Origin of the sequence: Dokdonella fugitiva (assembly GCF_014138265.1) — a bacterium.
Classification (GTDB): Bacteria; Pseudomonadota; Gammaproteobacteria; order Xanthomonadales; family Rhodanobacteraceae; genus Dokdonella_A; species Dokdonella_A fugitiva_A.
This window is the reverse complement of the sequence record NZ_JACGXL010000001.1, coordinates 945523-967901: the sequence shown is the minus strand read 5'-3', so window position 1 is coordinate 967901 and position 22379 is coordinate 945523. Positions and strand designations below refer to the sequence as shown.

Sequence of the window (22379 nt, the reverse complement as noted above, 5' to 3'; positions counted from 1 at the left end):
TGCCACCTCGCTCGCCCGCGGCGCTCGCGCTGCACAGATCCGAGTGCGCATCGGCGGCGCGACGCTGCAGGCACACGGCGATGCCGATCATTCATGGACCGCCCGGCACGATGGCACCATGCACACGAGGATCCGCATAGGCTGCGCCGGATGGTCGATCGCCGCGATCCACGCCGGCGCGTTCCCGGGCGATGGCTCGCATCTGGAGCGTTATGCGCGCGTCTTCGATGCCGTCGAGATCAATTCGTCGTTCTACAAGCCGCATCGCCCGCGAACCTACGCGAAATGGGCCGACGCGGTGCCGGACGAGTTCCGTTTCGCCGTGAAGATGCCCAGGGTGTTGAGTCACGAGAAGCGCTTGCGCGATTGCGAAGGCGACCTGCGGTCCTTCCTCGACGCGGTGCTGCAGCTTCGCGAGAAACTCGGGGTACTCTTGCTGCAGCTGCCGCCGACCCTCGCGTTCGATGCGCGCGTGGCGCTCGCGTTCTTCGACCGCATGCAGGCGTCCTATCGGGGCGCGGTGGCTTGCGAACCCCGTCATGCGTCGTGGTTCACGATCGACGTCGAGTCGGCCCTGCGTTCACGCGGCATCGCGCGGGTCGCCGCCGATCCTGCGCGCCCGCCGCGCGCGGCAGTGCCGGGCGGGGACCGCCGCATCGAATATGCGCGTTTGCACGGCTCGCCGCGCGTGTACTACGACGCCTATCCTCGAGCGACCCTCGAACGCATCGCGGCGCGCTTGATGCGACCGTCGCTTCGCACGCGCGAGCGCTGGTGCATCTTCGACAACACGGCGCTCGGGCATGCGCTGACCGACGCCTTGGCGGTCGGAGCAAGGATTGGCACGCCCGCTCGCGGGCGAGCGCCGGCGAAGAGCGGTGTAGTTCGAGCGTGAACCCGGATCGACTATGCTCGCAGCCGTCAGGCATATCCGGTAATCACGTCATGAGGACGACCCTTGCACTGCTGCTCGCCGTCGGATCGATCGCCGGAGCGGCGTTCGCCTCGGATTCGGCGCATCGCTCGCCGCTCGTCGGCCACTGGTCCGTCGACGTCTCGCGCCTGCCGATGCCGCCGGAGGCGCGGCCGCGGAGCGTCACGATCGCGTTCGCCGAGGCGGATGGGAAGTGGGCGACGACGGTCGACATCGTCGATGCAGGTGGCAACGCGAGCCACGCCACCGGCATGACCATGCTCGACGGCACGCCGTCCGCGGTCGCCGGCAGCGCCGAAGCCGACGTCGCCGCGATGACGATGCCGCAACCCGGCGTGCTCGTCATGTCGCTCGCGAAGGGCGGCCTGCCGGCGAACACGCGCGTCTACGCGGTCGCCGCGGACGGGCGCACGATGATCGAAACCGCGGCCTACTTCGGCAGCGACGGCAAGCCGATCATGCGCACGAATTATTTTTCACGCATGCCGTGAGGCGGTGATCGCGCAGGCGACGTACACGCTGCAAGGTCGCGCGGTCGCCTCGGCCTGCCGCCCGGGCCGCGGCGCGGCCGGCTTCGGCCCGGATTCGCGAACCCGCGTCGATCATCGAGCCAATGATGTCGATCCGTGCCGTGCTCGTTCGTCGCCATGCATGACAAGACCGGAAAGACGTCGTGCCTTCGCCCTCGTGGCCCGGCTCGGCCGAACGTCCGGCAATCTTGGCAACCACCACCCTATCGAGGAATCCCGTCATGAAGATCAGCGTCGAAAGCCACGTCAAAGCCCCGGTCGCCGCCGCGTGGCACGCCTACACCACCCCCGAAGACATCCTGCGCTGGAACGCCGCGAGCGACGACTGGCACACGACCGCGGCGACGGTCGACCTGCGCGAAGGGGGCGATTTCTCGTCGCGCATGGAAGCGAAGGACGGCAGCTTCGGTTTCGACTTCGCGGGCACGTACACGAAGGTCGTGCCGAACGAGCGGCTCGAATTCTCGTTCGGCGACCGCGCCGCCGCGGTCGAGTTCGTCCCTGCCCAGGGTGGCGTCGACGTGCGCGTCACGTTCGACGCGGAAACCGAGAACCCGGTCGAGATGCAGCGCCAGGGCTGGCAGGCGATCCTCGACAATTTCGCGCGCTACGTCGAAGCGCGACGCTGAGCCTGCATCGCGGAGCGGCGATCGCGCCGCTCCGCCGCGGCATGCGGCTCGGGCGAAGCCCGGAGGAGAACACCATGAAACCGCGCATCACGCTCATCACGCTCGCGGTCGACGACCTCCAGCGCGCCGTGCGTTTCTACCGCGACGGCCTCGGCCTCCAGACGCCGGGCATCGTCGGCGCGGAATTCGAGCACGGCGCGGTCGCCTTCTTCGACCTGCAGGCGGGCTTGCGCCTCGCGCTGTGGCCGCGCGCGAGCCTCGCCCACGATGCCGGCATCGCGGTGGGCAGGCCGAGCCGGACCGACGTCAGCCTCGCGCACAACGTGCGGTCGAAGGACGAAGTCGACGCCGTGATGGCGGAGGCGAAGGCCGCGGGCTCGACGATCGTGAAGCCTGCCCACGACACATTCTGGGGCGGCTACGCGGGCTATTTCGAGGATCCCGACCACCACCTGTGGGAAGTCGCCTGGAACCCGCAGCTGTTGCCGGACGACTGAACGACACGCATCGCACTCATCGTTCCTGCTTCGCGCGCCGCGCCTTCTTCGCGATGGCCATGTTGTCGACGAGGTTCGGATAGCGGCGCCCGGCCGCAGCCGCGCGTGCCTTGGCTTCTTCGACTTGTTCCGGCGTCAAGCGCATTCGCACCGATGGGCGGACCGGGTTGGACTTCTTCCATGGGGGTTTTGCGCCCGGTGTCATCCGCCTGCTCCGCCGTCGATGCGCTGCATGCGTTGCACGAGCTTCTCCGCCCAGCGCCGGCCCGGATCGCCGCCCCAGAGCAGCCAGGCGATGTAGCCGGTCGAAGGCTCGTCGCGATCGGCCCAGCCGGGGGCCTGCGCGTCCACCGCGTGGCGAGTGAAGAACGACACCATGCGTCGAACGGTGGCAGGCGATACCTGGCGGCGCGAGGCGAGGTCGCGTGCGCGCGCGACGCCGACGGCGGTGCCGCCGCGATGATGCAGGCGCCGCAACAGGAGCCCGCGTTCGGCGCACGCGGCCACGCCCTTCGGCGGCGTCAGGTCGAGGCTGTCGTAGCGGATGCGAGCGTGCATGATCGCCGGGAAGGTTACCGCAGGCCCGAGCGCCCGATGAACGCGCGCTTCGCCCGCATTCAGGAGCGGTTGGGCATGCGAAGCCATGTCGATCGCGGGTGCCCGCGTTCGTCGATACCATCGCCCACCCGAGAAGGAGATAGTGCATGCCCCTCGCCAAGCCGATCACGCCGCACCTCTGGTTCGACACGCAGGCCAGGGAAGCCGCCGCGTTCTACTGCGCGCTGTTTCCGGATTCACGCGTCGACGCGACGATCACTCTCCGCGACACGCCGTCCGGCGATTGCGACATCCTGCACTTCCACCTGTGCGGCCAGCCGTTCATGGCGATCAGTGCCGGCCCGCACTTCAAATTCAATCCGTCGGTGTCGTTCTTCGTGAACTTCGATCCGTCGCGCGACCACCAAGCGCGCGATCACCTCGATGCGCTGTGGGACGCGCTCATGGACGGTGGCCAGGCGCTCATGCCGTTGCAGGAATATCCCTTCAGCCAGCGCTACGGCTGGGTGCAGGACCGCTACGGCCTGTCGTGGCAGCTGATCCTGACCAAGCCCGACGGCGAGCCGCGACCGATGATCGTGCCGTCGCTGTTGTTCACCGGCGACGTGTGCGGCAAGGCGAAGGAAGCCGGCGCGTTCTACCGCTCGGTGTTCGACGGCTCGCGTGAAGGCCTGTTCGTGCCGTATCCCGCCGGCAGTTCGCCTGATCGCGAAGGCACGACGATGTATTCGGACTTCCGCCTCGGCGAAACCTGGTTCGCCGCGATGGACAGTGCGTACGAGCACGGCTTCGCCTTCAACGAAGCGATCTCGTTCCTCGTGCCATGCCGCGACCAGGCCGAGATCGACCACCACTGGGCCCGCCTGTCGAGCGTGCCGGAATCGGAAGTCTGCGGCTGGTGCAACGACCGCTTCGGCGTTTCCTGGCAGATCTCGGCGATCGCGATCGAAGAGGCGATGACGTCGGGTGACCAGGCGAAGATCGACCGCATCACGCAGGCGTTCCTGAAGATGGGCAAGCTCGACGTCGCGACGCTCGAAGCGGCCGCGGCCGGCATGGAGTAAGGCGCCAAGTTGCGAGCGCGGTGGCGCGCATCGGCGCCGCCACGCCGTCCGTCGCGGAACGGTGTTGGTCGCCCGTCGACGCTGCGGGGGAAAGGCTAGACTCGCCACCTCTTCGTGGGGGTGCGATGAAGTACGACGACGCCGAGATCTATTTCCTCAACTTCGAAACCGACTTGCCGAACGAGAACGGCGGCAGGCACATGGGCCTGTTCCTCGAATGGGCGATCCGGCGCGGGCTCGCCTCGGCGGAACACATGCAGGCTGCGGACGCGCTGCGCAGCGGCGCGACCACCGGTCTCGACCTGTTGTTCGATCGCTGCGACGGCAAGCTCATGGCCCAGGACCTTGGCGAAGAGGGCAATGCATTCGCGGCCGCCGTCTACGAGCAGCATCATCTCGCCGATTTCATCGAGGCGATGAACCTCAGGCCCGATGCGGGTCTCGACGCGATCTTCGGTGCCGACCTCACGCCGCAGCGCCATCGCCGCGTGCTCTGGCAGCTCGACCGCCGCTATTCGGACTGGCGCCGCGCGTTCGGCTTGCCGGACAAGGAGGCGCTGATCGAACGCCTCGCGGCGATCGTCGGCCCCGCGGCGGAAGCGGCCGGCTTTCCGCGCGTCCCCGACACGACCTGGGGCTCGGTCGACCGGCGCATCACCCACGAGCGGCGCAGCGACGGCTACGTGCAGCGCCTCGAATTCGCCGCGGTCGATCACGCGCAGTGGTTCTACGGCGCGCGCGTCGAGCTCACGGTGCACATCCCCGGGCTGTTCCAGCGGATCTACGCCGAGAAGGACGCGGACATCGGCAACGTGTCGGCGCTGCAGAACTCGGCATGGATCCCGTTCGCGCGCTTCGCCGAAGGCTGGGACGGCCCGCTCGAGGACTACGGAAACAGCCCGGGTTTCTGGATCTTCCGGGTCGAGGAGATCGAGCCGCTCGCACGATGGCTGGCCGATCGCCTGCGCAGCTTCGCGTTGCCGCTGCTGCGTGGCCTCGACGGTCTCGAAGCGCTCGCGCTCGAATACGGCAGGAAGCCGTTCGGCAGCTCCCCGATCCACGACGTGCGCGATCCGTACGCCGCGCTGCTCGCCTGTGAAATGACGCGTCATCCCCGGCTGGGCGCGCTGCTCGACGAGATCGGGCAGGCGATCGGTGCGGTCGCTCCGCGCGAGCGCACGCGGTCGCAGGACGGCGCACTCCGCCTGATACCCCGCATCCGCGAGCGCGCGAAGGCGTGGATCTGAGGCATGGCACGCTTGCGTTGTGCGGCGGCGACCACACCTTCGGCGGCATGCCGAGGTGAATCATGAATGCCGTGCCATCGCTGCTGCTGTCCTGTCCCCATTGCGCGTCGATGAACCGCGTGCCGCGCGATCGCCTCGCGCAGGCGCCGCGCTGCGGCCGCTGCCACGAGGCGTTGTTCACGGGAGCGCCGTTCGCGCTGACCACGGCGACGTTCGACGTGCACGCGTCGCGCAGCGAGCTGCCGCTGCTGGTCGACTTCTGGGCGCCGTGGTGCGGTCCGTGCGTGAGCATGGCGCCTGCGTTCGCGGCGGCGGCCAAAGCGCTCGAACCGCAGCTGCGCCTCGCCAAGGTCGATACCGAAGCCGAGCCCGCGCTCGCCGGCCGCTTCGACATCCGCAGCATCCCGACCCTGATCCTGTTCGCCGGCGGCCGCGAACTCGCGCGCCAGTCCGGTGCCGCCGGCACGCAGCAGATCGTGCAGTGGACGCGCGCCAACCTCCACACCTGATCTCACCCACGTGGGGTGGGACGCAGCGGCGCGGAACGAACATTCGGAGCGATGCGCAACCTCCGCGAGTCCCACCGCGACACCTCCGTGCATATCATGCGCGGTGGGACTCGCCGCTGGCGCGGCTGCGTCCCACCCTACCTGCTGCGCCTCGCCAAGGTCGATACCGAGGCCGAACCCGCGCTCGCCGCCCGCTTCGACATCCGCAGCATCCCGACCTTGATCCTGTTCGCCGGCGGCCGCGAAGTCGCTCGCCAGTCCGGCACCTAACCCGTAGGGTGGGACGCAGCGGCGCGGAACGAACATTCGGAGCGACGCGCAACCTCCGCGAGTCCCACCGCGGCACCTCCGTGCGCATCTTGGGCGGTGGGACTCGCCGCTGGCGCGGCTGCGTCCCACCCTACGCGCAACGCCCATCATCGCTTCGCAATCCGCCGCTCGAGCTCCGCCGCATCGGCCTTCGCGCGCGCAAGGCGTTCGTCATCCTGTGCATTCGCCGCCGCCTGCGTGCGCTCCCGCATCCGGCGCCGCGCATCGTCGATGTCGCCGCGCTCGAACGCGAGCACGCCGAGCTGGAACAGCGCGTCGTCGGCGACGTCGTCGTCGCCGGCCTTGCGCGCGATCGCCAGTGCGCGGCGCAACGCCGCCTCCGATTCGTCGAGGCGGCCGAGCAGGTAGCTGTTCTGCGCGATGTTGACGAGCACCGTGGTCAGCCGATCGTCGTCGGCGCCGAACAGGCGCTCGGCCTGCGCGAGCATCGCGCGGTTCGCCGCGAGCGCGTCGGCCGGGCGGCCGGCCTCGTGCAGCACGTAGCCGATGCGCTCCTGCACGCCGAGGCGCTGCGCGTCGTCGAGCAGGCGGCCGTGCGCGTCGGCGTCGAGTGCGAGCACGGCGCGATAGCGCGCCTCGGCGATCGCGTGGCGATGCAAGTGCTCCGCCGAGGTCGCGACGCGGTGGATGAGCAGGATCCGTTCGGCAGGCGGGATCGCATCGACCGAATCGAGCGCGAGGCAGGCGTCGCCGAGGCGCACCGTGCCCTCGAAGTCCTCCTGCTTGAAGCGCACGAGCGACATGAGATCCAGCACGCGCGCGCGTTCGGGCGAATCGGCACCGATGCGCCGCGCGACCTGCTCGACCGCCTCGAGCTTCGGATAGATCTCCGAGACGCGGAACGATCCGCCCGGGTCGAGCACGGTCGCGCGCAGCGGTGTGAAGCGTGCCTCGAACACCGCCTTGTCCGCCGCGGGCGCGGCCGCGCGCACGGTGGCGAACGTGAGCGCGAGCGCCGCGCCGCCCGCGAGCAGCAGCAAGCCATTCATCGTGAGGACCTCATCGAAGGAGCCTGCTGGACTCTACGCAAATCGGTGTGGCCGGCTGACGCACTCCGCCGGCAAACCGCCGCGCGGTGAAGCGCGCGCGACTTGCGCGAACATAGGAGCTGCATCGGATCCAGGGCGGGCGGACACGGATGACAAGGTTGTCAGTTGGTCGTGATCGCGCGCATCCGCGACGCGAACGACACCGCGGGTCGACGTATGTACATCATCGCCCGCGCATTTTGCCTGATGCACGAATCCGGCTCATTTTCAGCCGTGAACCGTGCGGCGCTGCATCACACGACCGTGTGTCCACGCGAAATGTGCGCCCGTCGACAATTTGGAGAAAAGTGTTTGACAACGTTGTCATGCGCGAGCAGGCTTCACGCGGGGTGACGCAGGCGACCTGCGTCCACGGCGGCTGCGGCACATCGATGCCGAGGGCTGCCGCGATCGATCCACGCGGCCCGACGGTGCAGCGACATCGCACGCACCGTCCCGCCGCTTGCGGTACCGCCGTCGCGCCTGCGGCGGCGGGTCCGCATTGCTCGTGACACGTCCGACCGACAACGGCATGGGGTGATCGACATGAGCCACACCGCAACCGTCGCCTGACCCGAGTCGCGCCGCTTCCCGCGCGCGCGGCCTTTCCGTGATGCCTTCACCGCAGGTGCGCCAGGCACCTGCCGCGGTTTCGCATTGCCCGCGATCGGGAGAGAGCGATCGTCGGGAGGAGAGAGCGGCCGGGTTCGTCCCGGCCATTGTTCAACCGACGACAACCGGAGCACGACCATGCCCGACTTGATCCGCAGACTTCGATTCCTGCCCCTGCTGTTCGCCCTCGCGTGCAGCGCGTGTGCATTCGCGCAGACCGTCAACTGCAACGGCGTTGCCGCGTGGAACGCGAGCACGGTGTACAACCCTGGCGACCGCATGACCTACCAGGGGCGCTTGTACCAGGCCCTCGTGCCGATCTGGAACGCCGCACCGAACTATTGCCCGTCGTGCGGCTGGTACCAGGACCTCGGCGCCTGCGGCACGGGCGGCACCAACCAGCCGCCGAGCGTATCGATCACCGCGCCGGCGAACGGCAGCACGTTTGCCGCGGGCGCGACCATCACGGTGAACGCGACCGCGTCCGATAGCGACGGCAGCGTCACCAAGGTCGAGTTCTTCCGCGGCGCGACCTCGCTCGGCGTCGACACGAGCTCGCCATACTCCGTCACGTGGAGCAACGCCGCCGCCGGCAGCTACAGCCTCACCGCGGTCGCGACCGACAACCAGGGCGCGACGACGACGTCGGGCGCGGTATCGGTCACCGTGCAGGCCGCGCAGAACGACACGACCCCGCCGAGCGTGCCGACCGGCCTCGCCTCGCCGTCGCAGACGAACACGACGATCAGCCTTACGTGGAACGCGTCGACCGACAACGTCGGCGTGACCGGCTACGACGTCTACCGCGGCGGCAGTTCGATCGCGACCGTCGCCGGTACGAGCTACACCGCGGGCGGACTGTCGCCGTCGACCGCGTACTCGTTCCAGGTGCGCGCGCGCGACGGCGCCGGCAACACCTCCGCGTTGAGCTCGTCGATCAGTGTGAGCACGAAGGCGAACCCGCCGCCGGGCGGCAAGCGCGTGCTCGGCTATTTCGCGCAGTGGGGCATCTACGCGCGCAACTACCGCGTGAAGAACATCGACACGAGCGGCACCGCGGCCAAGCTCACGCACATCAACTACGCGTTCGGCAACGTGCGCAACAACCGTTGCGAAGTCGGCGTGAACATCCCGTCCGACCCGAATACCGGCGCCGGCGGCGACGCGTTCGCCGACTACACCAAGGCATTCGGTGCGGGCGAGAGCGTGAGCGGCACGGCCGACACCTGGGACCAGCCGCTGCGCGGCAACTGGAACCAGCTCAAGCAGCTCAAGGCGAAGTACCCGGGCCTCAAGGTGCTCATCTCGCTCGGCGGCTGGACCTGGTCGCGCGGCTTCTCGAGCGCGGCGCGCCCGGAGAACCGCCAGGCCTTCGTCGCCTCGTGCATCGACGCCTACATCCGCGGCAACCTCCCCGCGAGCGACGGCGCCGGTGGCGCAGGCGTGGCCGCGGGTGTGTTCGACGGCATCGACCTCGACTGGGAATACCCGGTCGCGTGCGGCCTCAGCTGCGGCAGCGCCGAGGACAACGCGAACTTCACCGCGCTGCTCGCCGAGTTCCGCCGCCAGCTCGACGCGGTGCGCCCGGGCCTGCTGCTGTCGATCGCGGCCGGTGCGGGCATCGACAAGATCCGCGTGACGGATCCGGCGACGTACTCGCAGTCGCTCGACTTCATCAACGTGATGACCTACGACTTCCACGGCTCGTGGGACGCGCAGACCAACCATCACTCCGCGCTGTTCGCCTCGCCGCAGGATCCGTCGACCGGCGACCAGAAGTTCTACAACACCAACGACGCGATCGAGGCGTTCCTGTCGCGCGGCGTGCCGGCGACCAAGCTCTCGCTCGGCATCGGCTTCTACGGCCGCGGCTGGACCAACGTGCCGGCCGGCAGCAACCACGGCCTGTACCAGTCCGGCAGCGCCGCGCCCGGCACGTACGAAGCGGGCAACGAGGACTACCACGTGCTGAAGAACCTCAACTACCCGATCTACACCGACAACGCCGCGATGGCGACATGGGCGTACAACGGCACGACGTTCTGGAGCTACGACACGCCCGCGATGATCCAGACCAAGATGAACTACGTGAAGACGCAAGGCCTCGGCGGCGCATTCTTCTGGGAGTTCAGCGGCGACGACGCGCAAGGCACGCTCGCGACCGCCGTCAAGAACGGGTTGCAATGACCCGGCGCGGGTGATCCCGCGCGATGGATGCGGACCGTCCCGGCCCCGGCTGGGGCGGTTCGCGCTGGCCTGCCTGCGGATCGAGTCGCGATCGTCACGCTTTTTCCCTCTCCCGCTTGCGGGAGAGGGCAGGGTGAGGGCCATCGGAGCGCGGCGTCCGTACAAGTACTTGCCGCGTTTCGCGCTGCTCACCCGCTCCGCTCCGCATAGACCCGTAACGGGGGCGCGCAGCAGCGCGCCCCGTTGTTCCCCTCTCCCACGTGTGGGAGAGGGCAGGGTGAGGGCGATCGAAGCGCGGCGTCCGTCCAAGTACTTGCCGCGTTTCGCGCTCCTGTCCCGATCCGCTCCGCATTCCCTCACCCGCCGCGCTGCGCGCGTCGGCCTCTCCCGCAAGCGGGAGAGGCGACATCGCGTCGGTTCGCGCGCGGCCGGGGCTGTCACGTTTGCGCACGCCCGTGCGTCCTGGCATCGACTGACGGAGAATACGCCCGTGGATGCCGCAACCACCCTGTTCGAAACCCACCGTTCGCGCCTGTTCGGGCTCGCCTACCGCATGCTCGGCACGCCCGCGGATGCCGAGGACGTCGTGCACGAAGCCTGGCTGCGCCTGCACGCGCAGGATCTCGCGACGCTCGATGATCCCGAGGCCTGGCTCGTCACCGTGACGACGCGCCTCGCGCTCGATCGCCTGCGCCGCGCGAAGGCCGAGCGCGAGCAGTACGTCGGGCCGTGGTTGCCCGAGCCGCTGTCGGACGAGGCGGAATCGCCCGATGCGACGCTCGAACGCGGCGAGTCGCTGACTTTGTCGTTCCTGCTCCTGCTCGAACGCCTGAGCCCGGAGGAGCGCGCGGCGTTCCTGCTGCACGACGTGTTCGACTACAGCCACGCCGAGGCCGCGGCGATCCTCGGGATCGCCGAAGACGCGTGCCGCCAGCGCGTGCACCGCGCGAAGGCGCGCCTGCGCGAAGGGCGGCCGCGCTTCCATGTCGACGGCGCGGCGCAGCAACGCCTGCTCGAACGCTTCGTCGCGGCGATGGCCGAGCCGCGCATCGACACCTTGCGCGCCTTGTTCGCCGAAGACGCAGTGCACGTCAGCGACGGCGGCGGCCTCGCCAGCGCGACCCTGCATCCGCTGCACGGCGCCGATCGGCTCGCGCGCCTGTACCTGCAGATCGCGCGCAACGTCGCCGGCGCACGCTACGCGTTCGCCGAACTCAACGGCGCGCCCGCGCTGTTCATGTACGACGGCGACACGCTCGCGACCGCGATGTGGATCGAGTGCGAAGGGGATCGCATCACCGCGATCCACGCATTGCGCCATCCGGAAAAACTCGCGCGCATCCACGCGGTCACGAAACCGGCCGCGTCCACGTCCTTGCATTGAAGCGGCCGATCCCGGCCGCACGCAGTGCCAAGGAGCCTTCCATGACCCGCTTTTCCCTCCAGCGTCATTACCCGTCGATGCAGCCGCTGATCGATCTCGGCAAGAGCATCCACGATGCCGGTCGCCTCGAACAGCCGCTGATCCTGCTGGTCCTCATGCGCGTGTCGCAGATCAACGGCTGCGCGTTCTGCCTCGACATGCACAGCAAGGACGCGCGCGCCGCCGGCGAGACCGAACAGCGCCTGTACCTGCTGCCCGCGTGGCGCGAGACCAAGCTCTACAGCGAACGCGAGCAGGTCGCGCTGCAGTGGGCCGAGGAACTCACCGAACTCGCCGGCGCCGAGCCCGTTTCCGACGCGCTGTACGACAAGGCGACGAAGGTGTTCAGCGAAGCCGAGATCGTCGACCTCACCCTGCTCACCGTGACGATCAACAGCTGGAACCGCATCAACGTCGCTGCGCGCACGATCGGCGGGAACTACCGGGCGCCCACCAAGGCGGCGGCGCACTGATCTGCGATTGCCTCCCCGACCCTCTCCCGCGTGCGGGAGAGGGTCGGGGCAAGGCGATCGAAGCTGTTGTGGGAGCGGCGAAGCCGCGATGCTCCTGCGCCGAGCCGGCAACAGGCGACTCGTAGGGTGGGACGCAGCCGCAAAGCGGCGAGTCCCACCGCCATCATTTTCGCGCGACCACCACGGTGGGACTCGCGATTGAACATTCCGCAAAACTCGCGCCGTATCGCGCGCTGCGTCCCACCCTACGCTCTGTTGTGGGAGCGGCGGAAGCCGCGATGCTCCTGCGTCGATGCCTCGCCCTGCACGCAACCGATGGGACTCGCGCCCGAACGCTCGGCAAACCCGCAACGCCTCGCGCGCTTCGTCCCACCCTACGCGGTGTCGCTGTTCCCCTCTCCCGCTTGCGGGAGAGGGCAGGGTGAGGGCACTCGGAGCGAAGCCTTGCGCCGGCAACCGTGCGCTCCGCCTTTCCCTCACCCGCCGCGCCGCGCGCGTCGGCCTCTCCCGCGAGCGGGAGAGGCGAAAGCCGGCTCAATCCATCCGCACCGTCTTCCCGTGCTTCATCACCATCAGCGGATGCTCGGTCGCACGGATGTTCGCGAGCACGTCGCCCGGCACCGCGACGATGTCGGCGAACTTGCCCGCTTCGAGCGTTCCGCTGTCGCCATCGACCCCAAGCAGCTTCGCCGCCCCCTGGCTGCTCGTCATCAACGCCGCCGCCGGCGACATGCCGAGGTCGACGTAATCGCCGAACTCCTCCGCGTTCATCCCATGCGGATACACCGCCGCATCCGTGCCGAACGCGATCGGCACGCCGATCTTCAGCGCGTTCTTCATCATCTCGCCGTGCGCCGCGTACGCCGCGCGCGCCTTGCCCGCGATCTTCGGCGGATACGTATCGGCCTTCTTGTTCACCCAGATCTGCGTCATGCGCGTCGGCACGAGGTACACGCCTTTCTGCTTCATGAGCTGCAAGGTCGGCGGCGTGAGGAAGCTGCCGTGCTCGATCGAATCGATGCCGGCCTCGATCGCCTGCTTCGCGGCGAGGTCGCCGTGCGAATGCGCCGCGACCTTGCGCCGCCACGCATGTGCCTCGCTCATGATTGCGCGCAACTCGTCCGGCGTGAGCTGCGGCACGTCGACCGGATCGGACTCCGACAGCACGCCGCCCGACGCGCAGATCTTGATCACGTCCGCGCCGTACTTCATCTGCTCGCGCACGGCGAGCCGGCACGACTCCGGCCCATTGCACACGCCCTCCATCGTGCCCGACGGGCGCAGCCGGTCCGGCGGCGCCGGCGAGCTGTCGCAATGCCCGCCGGTCGACCCGATCGCATGCCCCGCCGCGACGATCGTCGGCCCCTCCGCGAGCCCGTCGCGGATCGCGTTGCGCAGCGCGACGTCGATAAAGTCGCCGCCGCCGACATCGCGCACCGTCGTCACCCCCGCGCGCAAGGTCGCGCGCGCATTCGCTTCCGCGTGGTACGACTGCTCCACCGACGAGCGCAAGGTGTTCTCGTAGAACGCCTTCTCCCAGTTGTCGTCGTGATCCATCGTCAGGTGCGTATGCGCATCGATGAACCCGGGCACGAGCGTCGCGTCGCCGAGATCGACGACCTTCGCATCCGCCGGAATCGCCGCATCCTTGCCGACCGCGACGATGTGGTCGCCCTTGACGACGACGAGGCCGGGGGAGGCGAGGGTGCCGGTGCGGCCGTCGAACAGATGGGCGGCTTTGAGGGCCGTCGTGACCGGCGGGGCAGTGCGATCGTTGGTGGCCTGCACGGCCGTCGTCACTGCAAGACCCGCAAACAACGCGATAAGTCGCTGCATGAAGCTTCCCCCAGGAGAACAGGTTCCAGTCTAAAGCCGAATGCCGTGGGTCGCGACGGCGTGCTACGTTGCCGTCATCGCGATGATGGAATGCATCGATGCTGCACGTCGAGCCGGGCGATGTCTATTGGTCGCTGATCGAACCGTCGTGGACGGCGCTGAACCAAAGCTGGGATAACCTCGACGATTTCCTGCGGGCTTCGCAGGCGGTCGCCCCGAAAGTGCTTCTTGTGTACGCCGCCCATTGGTGTCGGTCGGAGGTGGACAATGGAGGCTTTCACCAGTTCTTCCACAACACGACGGGTTTGCTGGCTCCCGAGGCCGCCGAGGGTTTCCGTGCCATCGGCTTGCTCGAGTGGTCGACTTTGCTTTCCGAAGCGATGACTTATTTCGGTGCACCGTACCCTCGAGAACGCTCGATCAGGCTCGAGCGTTTGTCGGCGCAGGAAGATCGCAACCGAGCAGAGTGGAATCCATTTACCGTACTGGACGACAGATTTCACGAAAGCAGCGATGCAGGGCGCTGGGACGTGGCCGCGGACGCGTACGCCAAATGTGCCGCTTGATCGTCGAGCGACGATGGCGCGAACATGCCTGCCGATGGCCTAGCCTTGTTGGACAACAGTTCGCATCGACGCACGAATGACGGGCAAGGACCGATGCACAACGACAGTGCAGCCGTGACCGCCAAACTTGGACGCGCCAACCGAATACTTGCACGCGTCCACATTTTTCCTTGGCTCGCCGAACTCCAGGCTTCGACTTGCCGAACCCCGAACTTGCACGCGCCGAGCTAAAACGTGGACGCGCCAAGCTCCGGGTTGCGTGCGAGCAGGTCCGTGTTGGGCCGACGAAGCTCGGACGTGCGTCGATGCAAGTCCAACCTCGAAAACGCCGAACCCAAACCTTGCGACGCTGCATCTTTTCGCCGGGCAGCGAAGGGTGCGACCTTCGCGCACGCACGTCCGGCGTTCGCGCGCGCACGAATGCGGTGCAGTGGCCCAAGTATTCCGTTCGCGGGTCCAAGTAGTTGCTTCGCGAGCCCAAGTTTTTGCTCGCGAGCCGAGGTCCGGCGGTGATGTACTCAAGCGGAGGCGTGCAGGCGCCCCAGGTCTTGCGTGCGCACGCGGAGAGAAATCATGGACGCGTCGATGGTCTTCAATCGAGCACCCATCCGCGGTGTCGGCGCGCCGATCGCCCGTGCGCGCGAATCGACGGTCGAGGTACACCCGTGGCCCGCCGGCCCTGCCGCCACTCAGCCATCATCGAACGCATCCGCGAACACCGTGTCCGCATAGACGCCGATATCGCGCCGCCCGCCCGAGGGCAGGCTGTGCCCCTCGAGGTCGAGGTAGCGGCCGACGATCGAGCGCGAATACGCGAGCAACGGCGAGGTGCCCGACAGGTGGAAGTCGCCGCCCGCGGGATCGACGAAGTTCGGTGGGGCGTTCGTATTGTCGGTGGCCGACGCCGGCGGGCGGCCACCGCTGCTGCCGTACGCGTTCCAGTTCGCGTTGACGAAGATGTCGACGCTGTCGAGGTAGAAGCCGTAGAGCGTGTTGGCGCGGAAGATGTTGTTGCTGAGATAGCCGGATTCGGCGCTGAGGAACAGGCCGCCCGTGCCGGTCGAGTCGCCCATGCCGAGCGTCGTGTTGCCGTAGACGGTGTCGTGGGTGACCGCGACGACGGCGGCGTCGGTGGTAATCGAGCCCGCGCCGAAGTCCTGGTCGGCGCTGTTGCCGGTGACGAGGTTGGTTTCGAGGAACACGTAGTCGCTGGTGGCGAGGCCGTCGGCGTGGATCGAGAAGCCGCCGCCGAGGCCGGTCGTGTGGTTGTTCTTGATCACGGTGAACAGCACCGCGATGCCGGCGCCGCCACTGAGCGAGAGGCCGGCGCCGTTGCCGATCGACTCGCCGTTCTGCACGGTGAGTTCGAGCACCTCGATCGGTGCGTGCGCGTTGACGATCGCGAGCACGGGCGTCTGGCCGTTGCCGTCGAGCTTCGCGCGCGCGGGATTAGAGCGCGGGTTCTGGCAGTTCGCGTCGAAGCCGCCATGTATCGAGATCAGGCCGGTGACGGCCGTGGACCTGTAGTGGAACGCGCCGTTCGACGTCGCGGCGCCGGTCGTGTAGGTGCCGGGCGCGAGGTCGACCTCGTTGTCCTCGCCGTTGTACGGGCCGCCGTCGGAGGCCGCGGTCAAGGCCTGCTGCAGTTGCGCGGCGCTCGTCGCGCAGAACACGTGCGCATGGGCGGTTCCGGCGGCCAGGAGCGCGAGCGTCGACAGGGCGATGCGACGCGGCAGGCGCGGTGGTGCGGCAGTGGCGGTGGGCATGGCGGGCTCGCTTCGTGGGTCGTACCCGCCAATACGCCGGATCCGCGGCGATCCGGGTGTCGACGTCGACGAAGCGGCTGCCGCACCGTGGGCCTGTGCGCGACCTCCGCGCGCGCAGGCCCGCATCCGTCATTCGAAGCCGTTGCCGAAGATCTCGTCCGGCCGCAGATCCAGCGCCGCCGTGAGGTCACCCATCGGCGGGAATCCGTTCGTCTGCAGCGCGCCATCGCGCGCGGCGAGGCCTGGCAGGGTCGGCAGGTTGAACGGTTTCGTACTGCGTGTGGTCGACCGTGCCGCGACGCGCGTACGGTGAACGAAGGGGACGGAGGAATTATCCGTTTGAATCCCCCGCGGGGCGTTGAGAGTCCGCTTGCCCCGCTGAGCAGCTGTTTCGGCGCTGCCCGGCAAGGGGGGGGCCGAGATATGGGCGTGCCACCCGGCTGGCGGATGCGGATGTCACCGGGACGTCGTATAGCTGCCGGCACGGGTCCACGCGAATGCCGGAGAGGCCGCCGACGCTGGTCCCACTCATGCAGGTCGCACCATGGCGCGCCAAGGTCAGACTTGCATGCGCCACCGCCCGGGTTGCGATCGCGCACGGCCCGCATCGACACGCGAGGTCGGAATTGCAGCGATGCACCACGCTGGTGCAGCCACGGCCGCCCGGCATGGACGCGTCCACGAAAACCTTGCACGCGTGCACGGATTTGGTCGGCGTGCCAAGCCGCGGGTATCGACCCGTCGAGCGCCGGGCATGCATGCGTCCACGAAAAACATGCACGCGCCAAGGATCGAGTTGCATGCGAGCAAGGTCGGGTTGGAACGATGAAGGTCCGAGTTGCACCGTTGCACCTCCGGGCTTGGAAAGGTCGAGTGCCGGGCCTGCATCGCTGCATCTTTTTCGTTGACGCATGCAACTCCGGCATTCGCGCGTGCACCACCGTGGTGCAGCAGTCCAAGGTTTTCGTTCGACGGTCCATGATTTTCGTGCGCGAGCGGATGCCGGGCGTCGACGCGTTCAAGGTGAGGCGTGCACGCGTCCACGCCATGCGTGCGAGGGTCGATGGGCGTGGTGCGCGTGTCGATCCTTTTCGTGCACGCATGGACGGCAGGCGTGCGCGGATTCATGCCGATGCGTGCGCGACTGCAGGTGCGGCGGGCGGGCGTTCACCGTGGACCTGCGCCTGTGCAACCTGGACGTGTGCCCGTCGATGCGGACGCGCGGTGCTTATACTCCGGGCCGATGCTTGCGGTTGGACGGGGCCTCTCGGGGGACCGCCGTATTGATCCGGCATGTGAGGCGCGCATGAGGAAGCTCCTGCTGGGCGTTGCTGTCGTCGTGGCGGTCGTCGCGATTCTTGCGGTGTACGTGACGCCATGGCCGAGCGTGTGGGTCATCCGCTCGATCTTCGACCGGGGAGCAGCGCGCGCCGCCGCCGCGCTCGCATCGAAGGTGCCCGCGGACGTGCGCATCGTCGCCGACGTGGCGTATTCGCCGGACGACGGGCATGCGCGTTTCGACGTCTATCGTGGCGCGACCACGTCGCCCGACGCGCCGGTCGTCATCTGGTTCCACGGCGGCGGTTTCGTGTCCGGGCGGCGCGGGGACGTGGCCAACTACCTCAAGGTGTTGGCCGGGCGCGGATTCACGGTCGTCAACGTGGACTACACGATCGCGCCGGAGGCGACGTATCCGACGCCGATCCGCCAAGCCAACGCGCTCCTCGGCTACCTCGACACGAACAGCGAGCGACTCGGCTTCCGTCGTGATCGATGGGTGCTCGCCGGCGACAGCGCGGGTGCGCAGATCGCGGCGCAGACGGCCGCACTGATCGCAAATCCCGACTATGCGAAGGTGCTGGCCATCCACCCCGGCGTGCGATCGGCGCAGATCGCCGGCGCGCTGTTGTATTGCGGCGTCTACGACGTCACGCACATGGGCGAAGGTGGCGGCGTGCTCGGCTGGTTCGTGCATTCCACCGGATGGGCCTACAGCGGCGATCGCGCGTGGCGTGGCACCGGAGCATTGAGCTCGATGGCGTTGGCGCCGTTCATCACGCCCACATTCCCGCCGACCTTCATCAGTGCGGGCAATGCCGATCCGCTCGGACCGCAATCGGTCGCGTTGGCCGGAGCCCTCGCCGCGCAACGGGTAGCGGTGACGTCGTTGTTCTTTCCCGCCGACTACTCGCCGCCATTGGCGCACGAATACCAGTTCGACCTCGACACCGACGCGGGCGCGACCGCGTTGGAGCGCTCGGTGCAGTGGTTGTCCGGGCTCGCTGACTGAGTCGAACATCCGGACGCAGCAAGTGTGCGTTCACGGCAGGCTCGAACGCGACGCTGCGACGCGCGCCGCGGCGCACTACCGGCCGGCGCCGACGCAGCGGCTCAGCGGAGTTCCTCCGCGAGCCCGATCAGCAACCCGCCGGGACCGCGGATGTAGCAGAGCCGATAGATGTCTTCGTAGCGGACGACCTCGCCGACGAGCTGCGCGTCGTGTCGGGCGAGCCGCGCGAGCGTGTCGTCGAGATCGTCGACGGCGAACATCACGCGCAGGTAGCCGAGCGCGTTCACCGGCGCGTTGCGGTGATCGGCAACGACGGCAGGCCGGAGGAAGCGCGAGAGCTCGAGCCGGCTGTGGCCGTCCGGCGTGCGCATCATCGCGATCTCGACATGCTGGTCGCCGAGCCCGGTGACGCGGCCGGCCCATTCGCCTTCGATGTCGGCACGTCCTTCGAGCTCGAGGCCGAGTTCGCTGAAGAAGGCGATCGTCGCGTCGAGGTCGTCGACGACGATGCCGATGTTGTCCATTCGTTGGATGGTCATGGGTTTTTCCTTTGCAGAAGCGTTTCTCAGCCCATCGTCATTCCCGCGACGGCGAGCGTAGCGAGCGAGCGGCGTAGCCCCGAAGGGCGAGCGCGCAGCGCCAGTAGAGCGGGGGAAGCAACGCCTTGCGCTCTTTTTACCTCAAGGAGAAGAACACTATGCCCTGATTCCCACGAAAGCGGGAATCCATTGCCTTCCTGCGTCCAACGCGCAAACCGCAACATGGATTCCCGCTTTCGCGGGAATGACGCCCGGGGTGCAGATCCGTTCGGGTTCTCGCGGCGTCGCCCCGTCCTGCGGCGACGCGCTCGCGCGCTCACGACCTCGACGGTCACGACCTCGACGGCGGCTCGCGATACCGCTTCGCCGCGTCCGCGTCGCCGCTGCGCTCCGCCGCCTGCGCGGCGCCGGTCAACGCGCCACGCCGCCCCGGCGCTCCCTCCAGCGCCGTCTTGTACTCCCGCAGCGCATCCGCCGGCCTGCCTGCTTCGAGCAGGAGGTCGCCGAGCTGCTCGCGCGCAGGCACGATCGGGCCTGGTGTCACCGGGAGCTTTTCCGCGGCGTCTTCGGCATCGGCCGCCTTGCGCAGATGCGCGATCGCGTCGTCGGTCTTGCCGTTCGCGAACAGCTGCCACGCCCGCGCGGAGTCGGCGAGCGCGCGCGTCTGCGTCGCCCAGTAGGCGTTGCCGGCCGCGTCGAGCTTGGCGACGCTTGCGTCGATCGCCGCGATGTCGGCGTCGGCGTCCTTCGGATGCTTGCCGCGTGCTGCGCCGACCGCGCGTGCCCAGTAGACGATCGCGGCGACGTGCGGTTCGGAATCGGGCAACGGTTCGAGCTTTGCGGCCTCGGCCCACTGGCGACGCTCGATTGCGTAGCGCACCGGCATCGCATTCGCGGCGTAGCCGATCTTGAATTTCCCGGCGCCGAGGCCGTGCATCGCGGCGAGATCGTCGACGACACGCTTCGCGTCCGCGTCGCGACCGAGCTGCAGGTAGGCGTAGGTGAGGTAGTCCATCGCGTGCAGCTCCTCGCCGACGTCGCCGGCTGCGTGCGCGGCCTTGCGCGCGGCGAGGTTCGACGCGACCGAGTCGTTCCAGTCGCCGAGCCGCGTGAATACGTGCGAGGGCATGTGCAGCGCGTGCGGCGCGGACGGCGCGATCTTCGCGTACGCACGCGCGGCATCGAGGCCACGTGGCGCGAGCTCGGCGCTGTCGTAGGCATGGATGAGGTAGTGCGCGAGGCCCGGGTGCTGCGGGTAGCGGCGATAAAGCGGTTCGAGGATATCGGCCGCGCGCTTCTGGTTCGCGTGCGTGCGATCCGTCGGCGGTGCGGTCGCGACGAGCGCGAGCGCGTGGAAGATCTGCGCTTCCGGATCGTCGGGGAAGCGCGCGGCGACGTCGCCCATCGCCTGTTCGTACGCCTTCGCGCGCGTAGCCGGCGCCACGTGCTCGTAGTCGGTGTAGTAGACCGTCGCCGCCTCGATGAACGCGCGCTCGCGCGGCGATCCCGTACCGAGGCGACGCGCCTGGTCGAGCTCGGCGAGTCCCTTCGCGAGATCCGCCGGCGCAGGCGCGTCCCAGAGTTGATGGTAGAGCGACATCGCGACGCCCCAGTGCGCGATCGCGCACTTCGGATCGGCAGCGACGACATCGCGGAACCCCTTCTCGGCTTCCGTGTAGGTGAACGAGTGCAGCAGCGCGAGCGCGCGCTCGAAGCGCGGCTGCACGCTCGCAGCACAGGTTGTCGCGAACGTGACCGAGCCGAGCACTTCGGGTGCGGGATGCGACGCATGTTCATGCGCCTGCGCCGACACGCCTGCGGCGTACGCGCACAGGAGGACGAGAATGGTCGTGCGATGGCGATTCATGTGCGCTCCCCGGGATGTCCGGACCGTCGGCCGGCGTTACCACTGTAACGCCGTTCGCGCCGCGTCCGTGACAAGGCAGCAGGCCCGCCGCGCGAAGCATGGGGCCGCGGCGATCGTTCGCTTCAGGGGGACGCAGCGGGGCCTCGCGGATCGAAGCCGTCGGCGAATACCGCATCGCCCGTGAACTCGAACGCGCCCATGTCGACCACCGCCGTCGCGTCGCCATTGCCGTCGACGATGCGCGTCCGGCCGTCGAAGTCGAACGCTTCGCCGACGAGCGCGTCCTGCCCGGCGTCGATCGCGGGGGATGCGGACGTCAAGCGGAAATTGCCGGGGCCGGCGAAATTCGGATCGGCCGAGATGTTGCCGGCGGTTCCGGTGACGGAGGTGCACACGCCGGCGTAAGCAGTACCGGCGGGCGCATACACGTCGTTGTTCGCGATGACGGGCGAGGGGTGGCCCTCGGCGCACTCGATGGCGCTCGCGTGATCGGCGCTCACGGCGATGTTGTTGGCGATGCGCGCGGTCGCGACATATCCGGAGCCGTAAATGCTCGAACCGTGATTGGCGACATTGTCGACGAGCGTGTTGCCGACGATCGATGGGCTCCAGCCTCCGTAGATGCCCCCGCCCATGCCGTCGGCCTGGAGCACCTCGTTGTCGACGATGAGATTGCCTTCGATCCGGGCGTCGACGGCGTTGATCATCGCGATGCCTGCACCCGCCGTCGGCGCGGTATTGCCCGAGATCAGATTGCCGACCACGATGATCGGACCGGTCGACATCAACAGGATGCCTCCGCCCCAGGTGAGCCGGTCGACGCTGTTGCCGGCAATCAGGTTGGCGCGGATCTCGGCGCGGCAATTGCCGCAATCCTGGCGGGCGCCGAGCACGCCGATGCCGCCGCCGCCACCGCCACCGCTCGCGATGCCGTCACCGGCATTGCCCGTGATCACGTTGCCGTAGACGAGTGCGTCGGAATTCTGCAGCACCACGCCGTTGCCGGAACCCGAGCCGAGATTGCCTTCGATGCGATTGCCGACGATCGATGCGGAGCCGCCCATCACCAGGATCCCGCCTCCACCGCTTTGGCTTCGTCCGCGCGTCAACCTGAAACCTTGCACGATCGTCGCGCGCGTGCCGTTGCGGATGGTGACCGCGGCATCAAGGTAGGTGGCGTCGATCGTCGTGACCGACGGACCGCCTTCGCTCACGAGTGCGATGTCGAGCCCGTCGATGACGAGTTGTTCGTAGTACGTGCCGGCCGCGACCAGCACGATGTCGCCGTTCGAGGCGGCGTCGATCGCCTGTTGGATGCCCCCGTACTGCGAAGGCACCTTGCGGGTCGCACCGACGGCAACGACGGGCAACGCCAGCATGCAGGCGCACAACAGCGACGACATCGACTTCACGGGCGTTCCTCGGCAGCGTTCGTGCGACGACGAACGTCGTCTCGGCCCGCTAGTCTAGTAGAAACCTCCGCGCCGTCGCAGG

General features: G+C 68.3%; 21 protein-coding genes. 13 read left to right on the top strand and 8 right to left on the bottom strand.

Features of this window, described 5'->3' with window-relative positions:
- Positions 1 to 118 precede the first annotated feature (118 nt).
- The 4 genes from FHW12_RS04435 to FHW12_RS04420 all read left to right on the top strand — a co-directional run bounded on the left by FHW12_RS04435 (position 119) and on the right by FHW12_RS04420 (position 2590).
- Positions 119 to 895, top strand: a complete 777-nt coding sequence (locus FHW12_RS04435) for a DUF72 domain-containing protein (RefSeq protein ID WP_182530138.1) — start codon at positions 119 to 121, stop codon at positions 893 to 895.
- Between the two features lie 50 nt (positions 896 to 945).
- Positions 946 to 1425, top strand: coding sequence for a hypothetical protein (locus FHW12_RS04430; RefSeq protein ID WP_182529752.1), 480 nt, complete (start codon positions 946 to 948; stop codon positions 1423 to 1425).
- A gap of 260 nt (positions 1426 to 1685) precedes the next feature.
- Positions 1686 to 2093 (top strand): SRPBCC family protein, encoded by a 408-nt coding sequence (locus FHW12_RS04425; RefSeq protein WP_182529751.1) that lies wholly within the window; start codon positions 1686 to 1688, stop codon positions 2091 to 2093.
- Between the two features lie 74 nt (positions 2094 to 2167).
- Positions 2168 to 2590, top strand: coding sequence for a VOC family protein (locus FHW12_RS04420; RefSeq protein ID WP_182529750.1), 423 nt, complete (start codon positions 2168 to 2170; stop codon positions 2588 to 2590).
- Positions 2591 to 2606: 16 nt separating this feature from the next.
- On the opposite strand, the gene FHW12_RS04415 is transcribed toward FHW12_RS04420, so the two are convergent.
- Positions 2607 to 2795 carry a hypothetical protein gene (locus FHW12_RS04415; protein WP_182529749.1) on the bottom strand — a complete coding sequence of 63 codons (189 nt, stop codon included), beginning with the start codon at positions 2793 to 2795 and terminating at the stop codon, positions 2607 to 2609.
- Positions 2792 to 3148: a hypothetical protein gene (locus tag FHW12_RS04410; RefSeq protein WP_182529748.1), complete on the bottom strand. Its 357-nt coding sequence runs from the start codon at positions 3146 to 3148 to the stop codon at positions 2792 to 2794. Before FHW12_RS04410 ends, FHW12_RS04415 begins: the two co-directional genes overlap by 4 nt.
- A gap of 146 nt (positions 3149 to 3294) precedes the next feature.
- On the opposite strand from FHW12_RS04410, the gene FHW12_RS04405 reads away from it, so the two are divergent.
- The 4 genes from FHW12_RS04405 to FHW12_RS21760 all read left to right on the top strand — a co-directional run bounded on the left by FHW12_RS04405 (position 3295) and on the right by FHW12_RS21760 (position 6238).
- On the top strand, positions 3295 to 4212 hold the full coding sequence (locus FHW12_RS04405; protein WP_182529747.1) for a VOC family protein: 918 nt from the start codon (positions 3295 to 3297) through the stop codon (positions 4210 to 4212).
- Between the two features lie 125 nt (positions 4213 to 4337).
- Entirely contained in the window at positions 4338 to 5459 is a 1122-nt protein-coding gene (locus FHW12_RS04400; RefSeq protein ID WP_182529746.1) for a hypothetical protein, read from the top strand.
- 62 nt (positions 5460 to 5521) lie between these two features.
- Positions 5522 to 5968 carry a thioredoxin TrxC gene (trxC, locus tag FHW12_RS04395; RefSeq protein ID WP_182529745.1) on the top strand — a complete coding sequence of 149 codons (447 nt, stop codon included), beginning with the start codon at positions 5522 to 5524 and terminating at the stop codon, positions 5966 to 5968.
- A 51-nt stretch (positions 5969 to 6019) separates the two neighbouring features.
- The gene (locus FHW12_RS21760; RefSeq protein WP_182529744.1) at positions 6020 to 6238 is read left to right on the top strand and encodes a thioredoxin family protein; all 219 of its coding nucleotides are present in this window, start codon (positions 6020 to 6022) and stop codon (positions 6236 to 6238) included.
- A 146-nt stretch (positions 6239 to 6384) separates the two neighbouring features.
- Here the strand turns inward: FHW12_RS21760 and FHW12_RS04385 are convergent, their stop codons facing one another.
- Positions 6385 to 7287, bottom strand: a complete 903-nt coding sequence (locus FHW12_RS04385; RefSeq protein WP_182529743.1) for a tetratricopeptide repeat protein — start codon at positions 7285 to 7287, stop codon at positions 6385 to 6387.
- A gap of 789 nt (positions 7288 to 8076) precedes the next feature.
- On the opposite strand from FHW12_RS04385, the gene FHW12_RS21545 reads away from it, so the two are divergent.
- From FHW12_RS21545 to FHW12_RS04370, 3 genes are all read left to right on the top strand, one after another.
- On the top strand, positions 8077 to 10125 hold the full coding sequence (locus FHW12_RS21545) for a glycosyl hydrolase family 18 protein (RefSeq protein ID WP_310735132.1): 2049 nt from the start codon (positions 8077 to 8079) through the stop codon (positions 10123 to 10125).
- A gap of 490 nt (positions 10126 to 10615) precedes the next feature.
- On the top strand, positions 10616 to 11509 hold the full coding sequence (gene sigJ / locus FHW12_RS04375; RefSeq protein WP_182529742.1) for an RNA polymerase sigma factor SigJ: 894 nt from the start codon (positions 10616 to 10618) through the stop codon (positions 11507 to 11509).
- A gap of 41 nt (positions 11510 to 11550) precedes the next feature.
- Positions 11551 to 12021, top strand: a complete 471-nt coding sequence (locus tag FHW12_RS04370; protein ID WP_182529741.1) for a carboxymuconolactone decarboxylase family protein — start codon at positions 11551 to 11553, stop codon at positions 12019 to 12021.
- A gap of 534 nt (positions 12022 to 12555) precedes the next feature.
- Here the strand turns inward: FHW12_RS04370 and FHW12_RS04365 are convergent.
- The gene (locus FHW12_RS04365) at positions 12556 to 13857 is read right to left on the bottom strand and encodes a metal-dependent hydrolase family protein (RefSeq protein WP_182529740.1); all 1302 of its coding nucleotides are present in this window, start codon (positions 13855 to 13857) and stop codon (positions 12556 to 12558) included.
- A gap of 98 nt (positions 13858 to 13955) precedes the next feature.
- Between FHW12_RS04365 and FHW12_RS04360 the strand changes: the two genes are divergently transcribed.
- Positions 13956 to 14423 (top strand): DMP19 family protein, encoded by a 468-nt coding sequence (locus FHW12_RS04360; protein ID WP_182529739.1) that lies wholly within the window; start codon positions 13956 to 13958, stop codon positions 14421 to 14423.
- 689 nt (positions 14424 to 15112) lie between these two features.
- Here FHW12_RS04360 and FHW12_RS04355 read toward each other — a convergent pair.
- Complete coding sequence (locus tag FHW12_RS04355; RefSeq protein ID WP_182529738.1) at positions 15113 to 16189, bottom strand: hypothetical protein; 1077 nt, start codon at positions 16187 to 16189, stop codon at positions 15113 to 15115.
- Between the two features lie 1063 nt (positions 16190 to 17252).
- On the opposite strand from FHW12_RS04355, the gene FHW12_RS04350 reads away from it, so the two are divergent.
- Positions 17253 to 18479, top strand: coding sequence for an alpha/beta hydrolase (locus FHW12_RS04350; RefSeq protein WP_220484295.1), 1227 nt, complete (start codon positions 17253 to 17255; stop codon positions 18477 to 18479).
- A gap of 101 nt (positions 18480 to 18580) precedes the next feature.
- Here FHW12_RS04350 and FHW12_RS04345 read toward each other — a convergent pair whose 3' ends face one another.
- The 3 genes from FHW12_RS04345 to FHW12_RS04335 all read right to left on the bottom strand — a co-directional run bounded on the left by FHW12_RS04345 (position 18581) and on the right by FHW12_RS04335 (position 22288).
- Positions 18581 to 19018, bottom strand: coding sequence for a VOC family protein (locus FHW12_RS04345; protein WP_182529737.1), 438 nt, complete (start codon positions 19016 to 19018; stop codon positions 18581 to 18583).
- Positions 19019 to 19349: 331 nt separating this feature from the next.
- Positions 19350 to 20885, bottom strand: a complete 1536-nt coding sequence (locus FHW12_RS04340) for a tetratricopeptide repeat protein (RefSeq protein ID WP_182529736.1) — start codon at positions 20883 to 20885, stop codon at positions 19350 to 19352.
- Between the two features lie 122 nt (positions 20886 to 21007).
- Positions 21008 to 22288 carry a right-handed parallel beta-helix repeat-containing protein gene (locus FHW12_RS04335; protein WP_310735162.1) on the bottom strand — a complete coding sequence of 427 codons (1281 nt, stop codon included), beginning with the start codon at positions 22286 to 22288 and terminating at the stop codon, positions 21008 to 21010.
- Between the last annotated feature and the right edge of the window lie 91 nt (positions 22289 to 22379).

What these genes read in the sequence shown, in the direction of transcription:
- FHW12_RS04410 (WP_182529748.1), bottom strand. Translation starts at nt 3,148, where the DNA reads ATGCACGCTCGCATCCGCTACGACAGCCTCGACCTGACGCCGCCGAAG.
- FHW12_RS04355 (WP_182529738.1), bottom strand. Translation starts at nt 16,189, where the DNA reads ATGCCCACCGCCACTGCCGCACCACCGCGCCTGCCGCGTCGCATCGCC.
- FHW12_RS04400 (WP_182529746.1), top strand. Translation starts at nt 4,338, where the DNA reads ATGAAGTACGACGACGCCGAGATCTATTTCCTCAACTTCGAAACCGAC.
- FHW12_RS04420 (WP_182529750.1), top strand. Translation starts at nt 2,168, where the DNA reads ATGAAACCGCGCATCACGCTCATCACGCTCGCGGTCGACGACCTCCAG.
- FHW12_RS04350 (WP_220484295.1), top strand. Translation starts at nt 17,253, where the DNA reads ATGGGCGTGGTGCGCGTGTCGATCCTTTTCGTGCACGCATGGACGGCA.
- FHW12_RS04340 (WP_182529736.1), bottom strand. Translation starts at nt 20,885, where the DNA reads ATGAATCGCCATCGCACGACCATTCTCGTCCTCCTGTGCGCGTACGCC.
- trxC (WP_182529745.1), top strand. Translation starts at nt 5,522, where the DNA reads ATGAATGCCGTGCCATCGCTGCTGCTGTCCTGTCCCCATTGCGCGTCG.
- FHW12_RS04370 (WP_182529741.1), top strand. Translation starts at nt 11,551, where the DNA reads ATGACCCGCTTTTCCCTCCAGCGTCATTACCCGTCGATGCAGCCGCTG.
- FHW12_RS04405 (WP_182529747.1), top strand. Translation starts at nt 3,295, where the DNA reads ATGCCCCTCGCCAAGCCGATCACGCCGCACCTCTGGTTCGACACGCAG.
- FHW12_RS04335 (WP_310735162.1), bottom strand. Translation starts at nt 22,288, where the DNA reads ATGTCGTCGCTGTTGTGCGCCTGCATGCTGGCGTTGCCCGTCGTTGCC.
- FHW12_RS04430 (WP_182529752.1), top strand. Translation starts at nt 946, where the DNA reads ATGAGGACGACCCTTGCACTGCTGCTCGCCGTCGGATCGATCGCCGGA.
- FHW12_RS04360 (WP_182529739.1), top strand. Translation starts at nt 13,956, where the DNA reads ATGCTGCACGTCGAGCCGGGCGATGTCTATTGGTCGCTGATCGAACCG.
- FHW12_RS04435 (WP_182530138.1), top strand. Translation starts at nt 119, where the DNA reads ATGCACACGAGGATCCGCATAGGCTGCGCCGGATGGTCGATCGCCGCG.
- FHW12_RS04365 (WP_182529740.1), bottom strand. Translation starts at nt 13,857, where the DNA reads ATGCAGCGACTTATCGCGTTGTTTGCGGGTCTTGCAGTGACGACGGCC.
- FHW12_RS21760 (WP_182529744.1), top strand. Translation starts at nt 6,020, where the DNA reads ATGCGCAACCTCCGCGAGTCCCACCGCGACACCTCCGTGCATATCATG.
- FHW12_RS21545 (WP_310735132.1), top strand. Translation starts at nt 8,077, where the DNA reads ATGCCCGACTTGATCCGCAGACTTCGATTCCTGCCCCTGCTGTTCGCC.
- FHW12_RS04385 (WP_182529743.1), bottom strand. Translation starts at nt 7,287, where the DNA reads ATGAATGGCTTGCTGCTGCTCGCGGGCGGCGCGGCGCTCGCGCTCACG.
- FHW12_RS04415 (WP_182529749.1), bottom strand. Translation starts at nt 2,795, where the DNA reads ATGACACCGGGCGCAAAACCCCCATGGAAGAAGTCCAACCCGGTCCGC.
- FHW12_RS04425 (WP_182529751.1), top strand. Translation starts at nt 1,686, where the DNA reads ATGAAGATCAGCGTCGAAAGCCACGTCAAAGCCCCGGTCGCCGCCGCG.
- FHW12_RS04345 (WP_182529737.1), bottom strand. Translation starts at nt 19,018, where the DNA reads ATGACCATCCAACGAATGGACAACATCGGCATCGTCGTCGACGACCTC.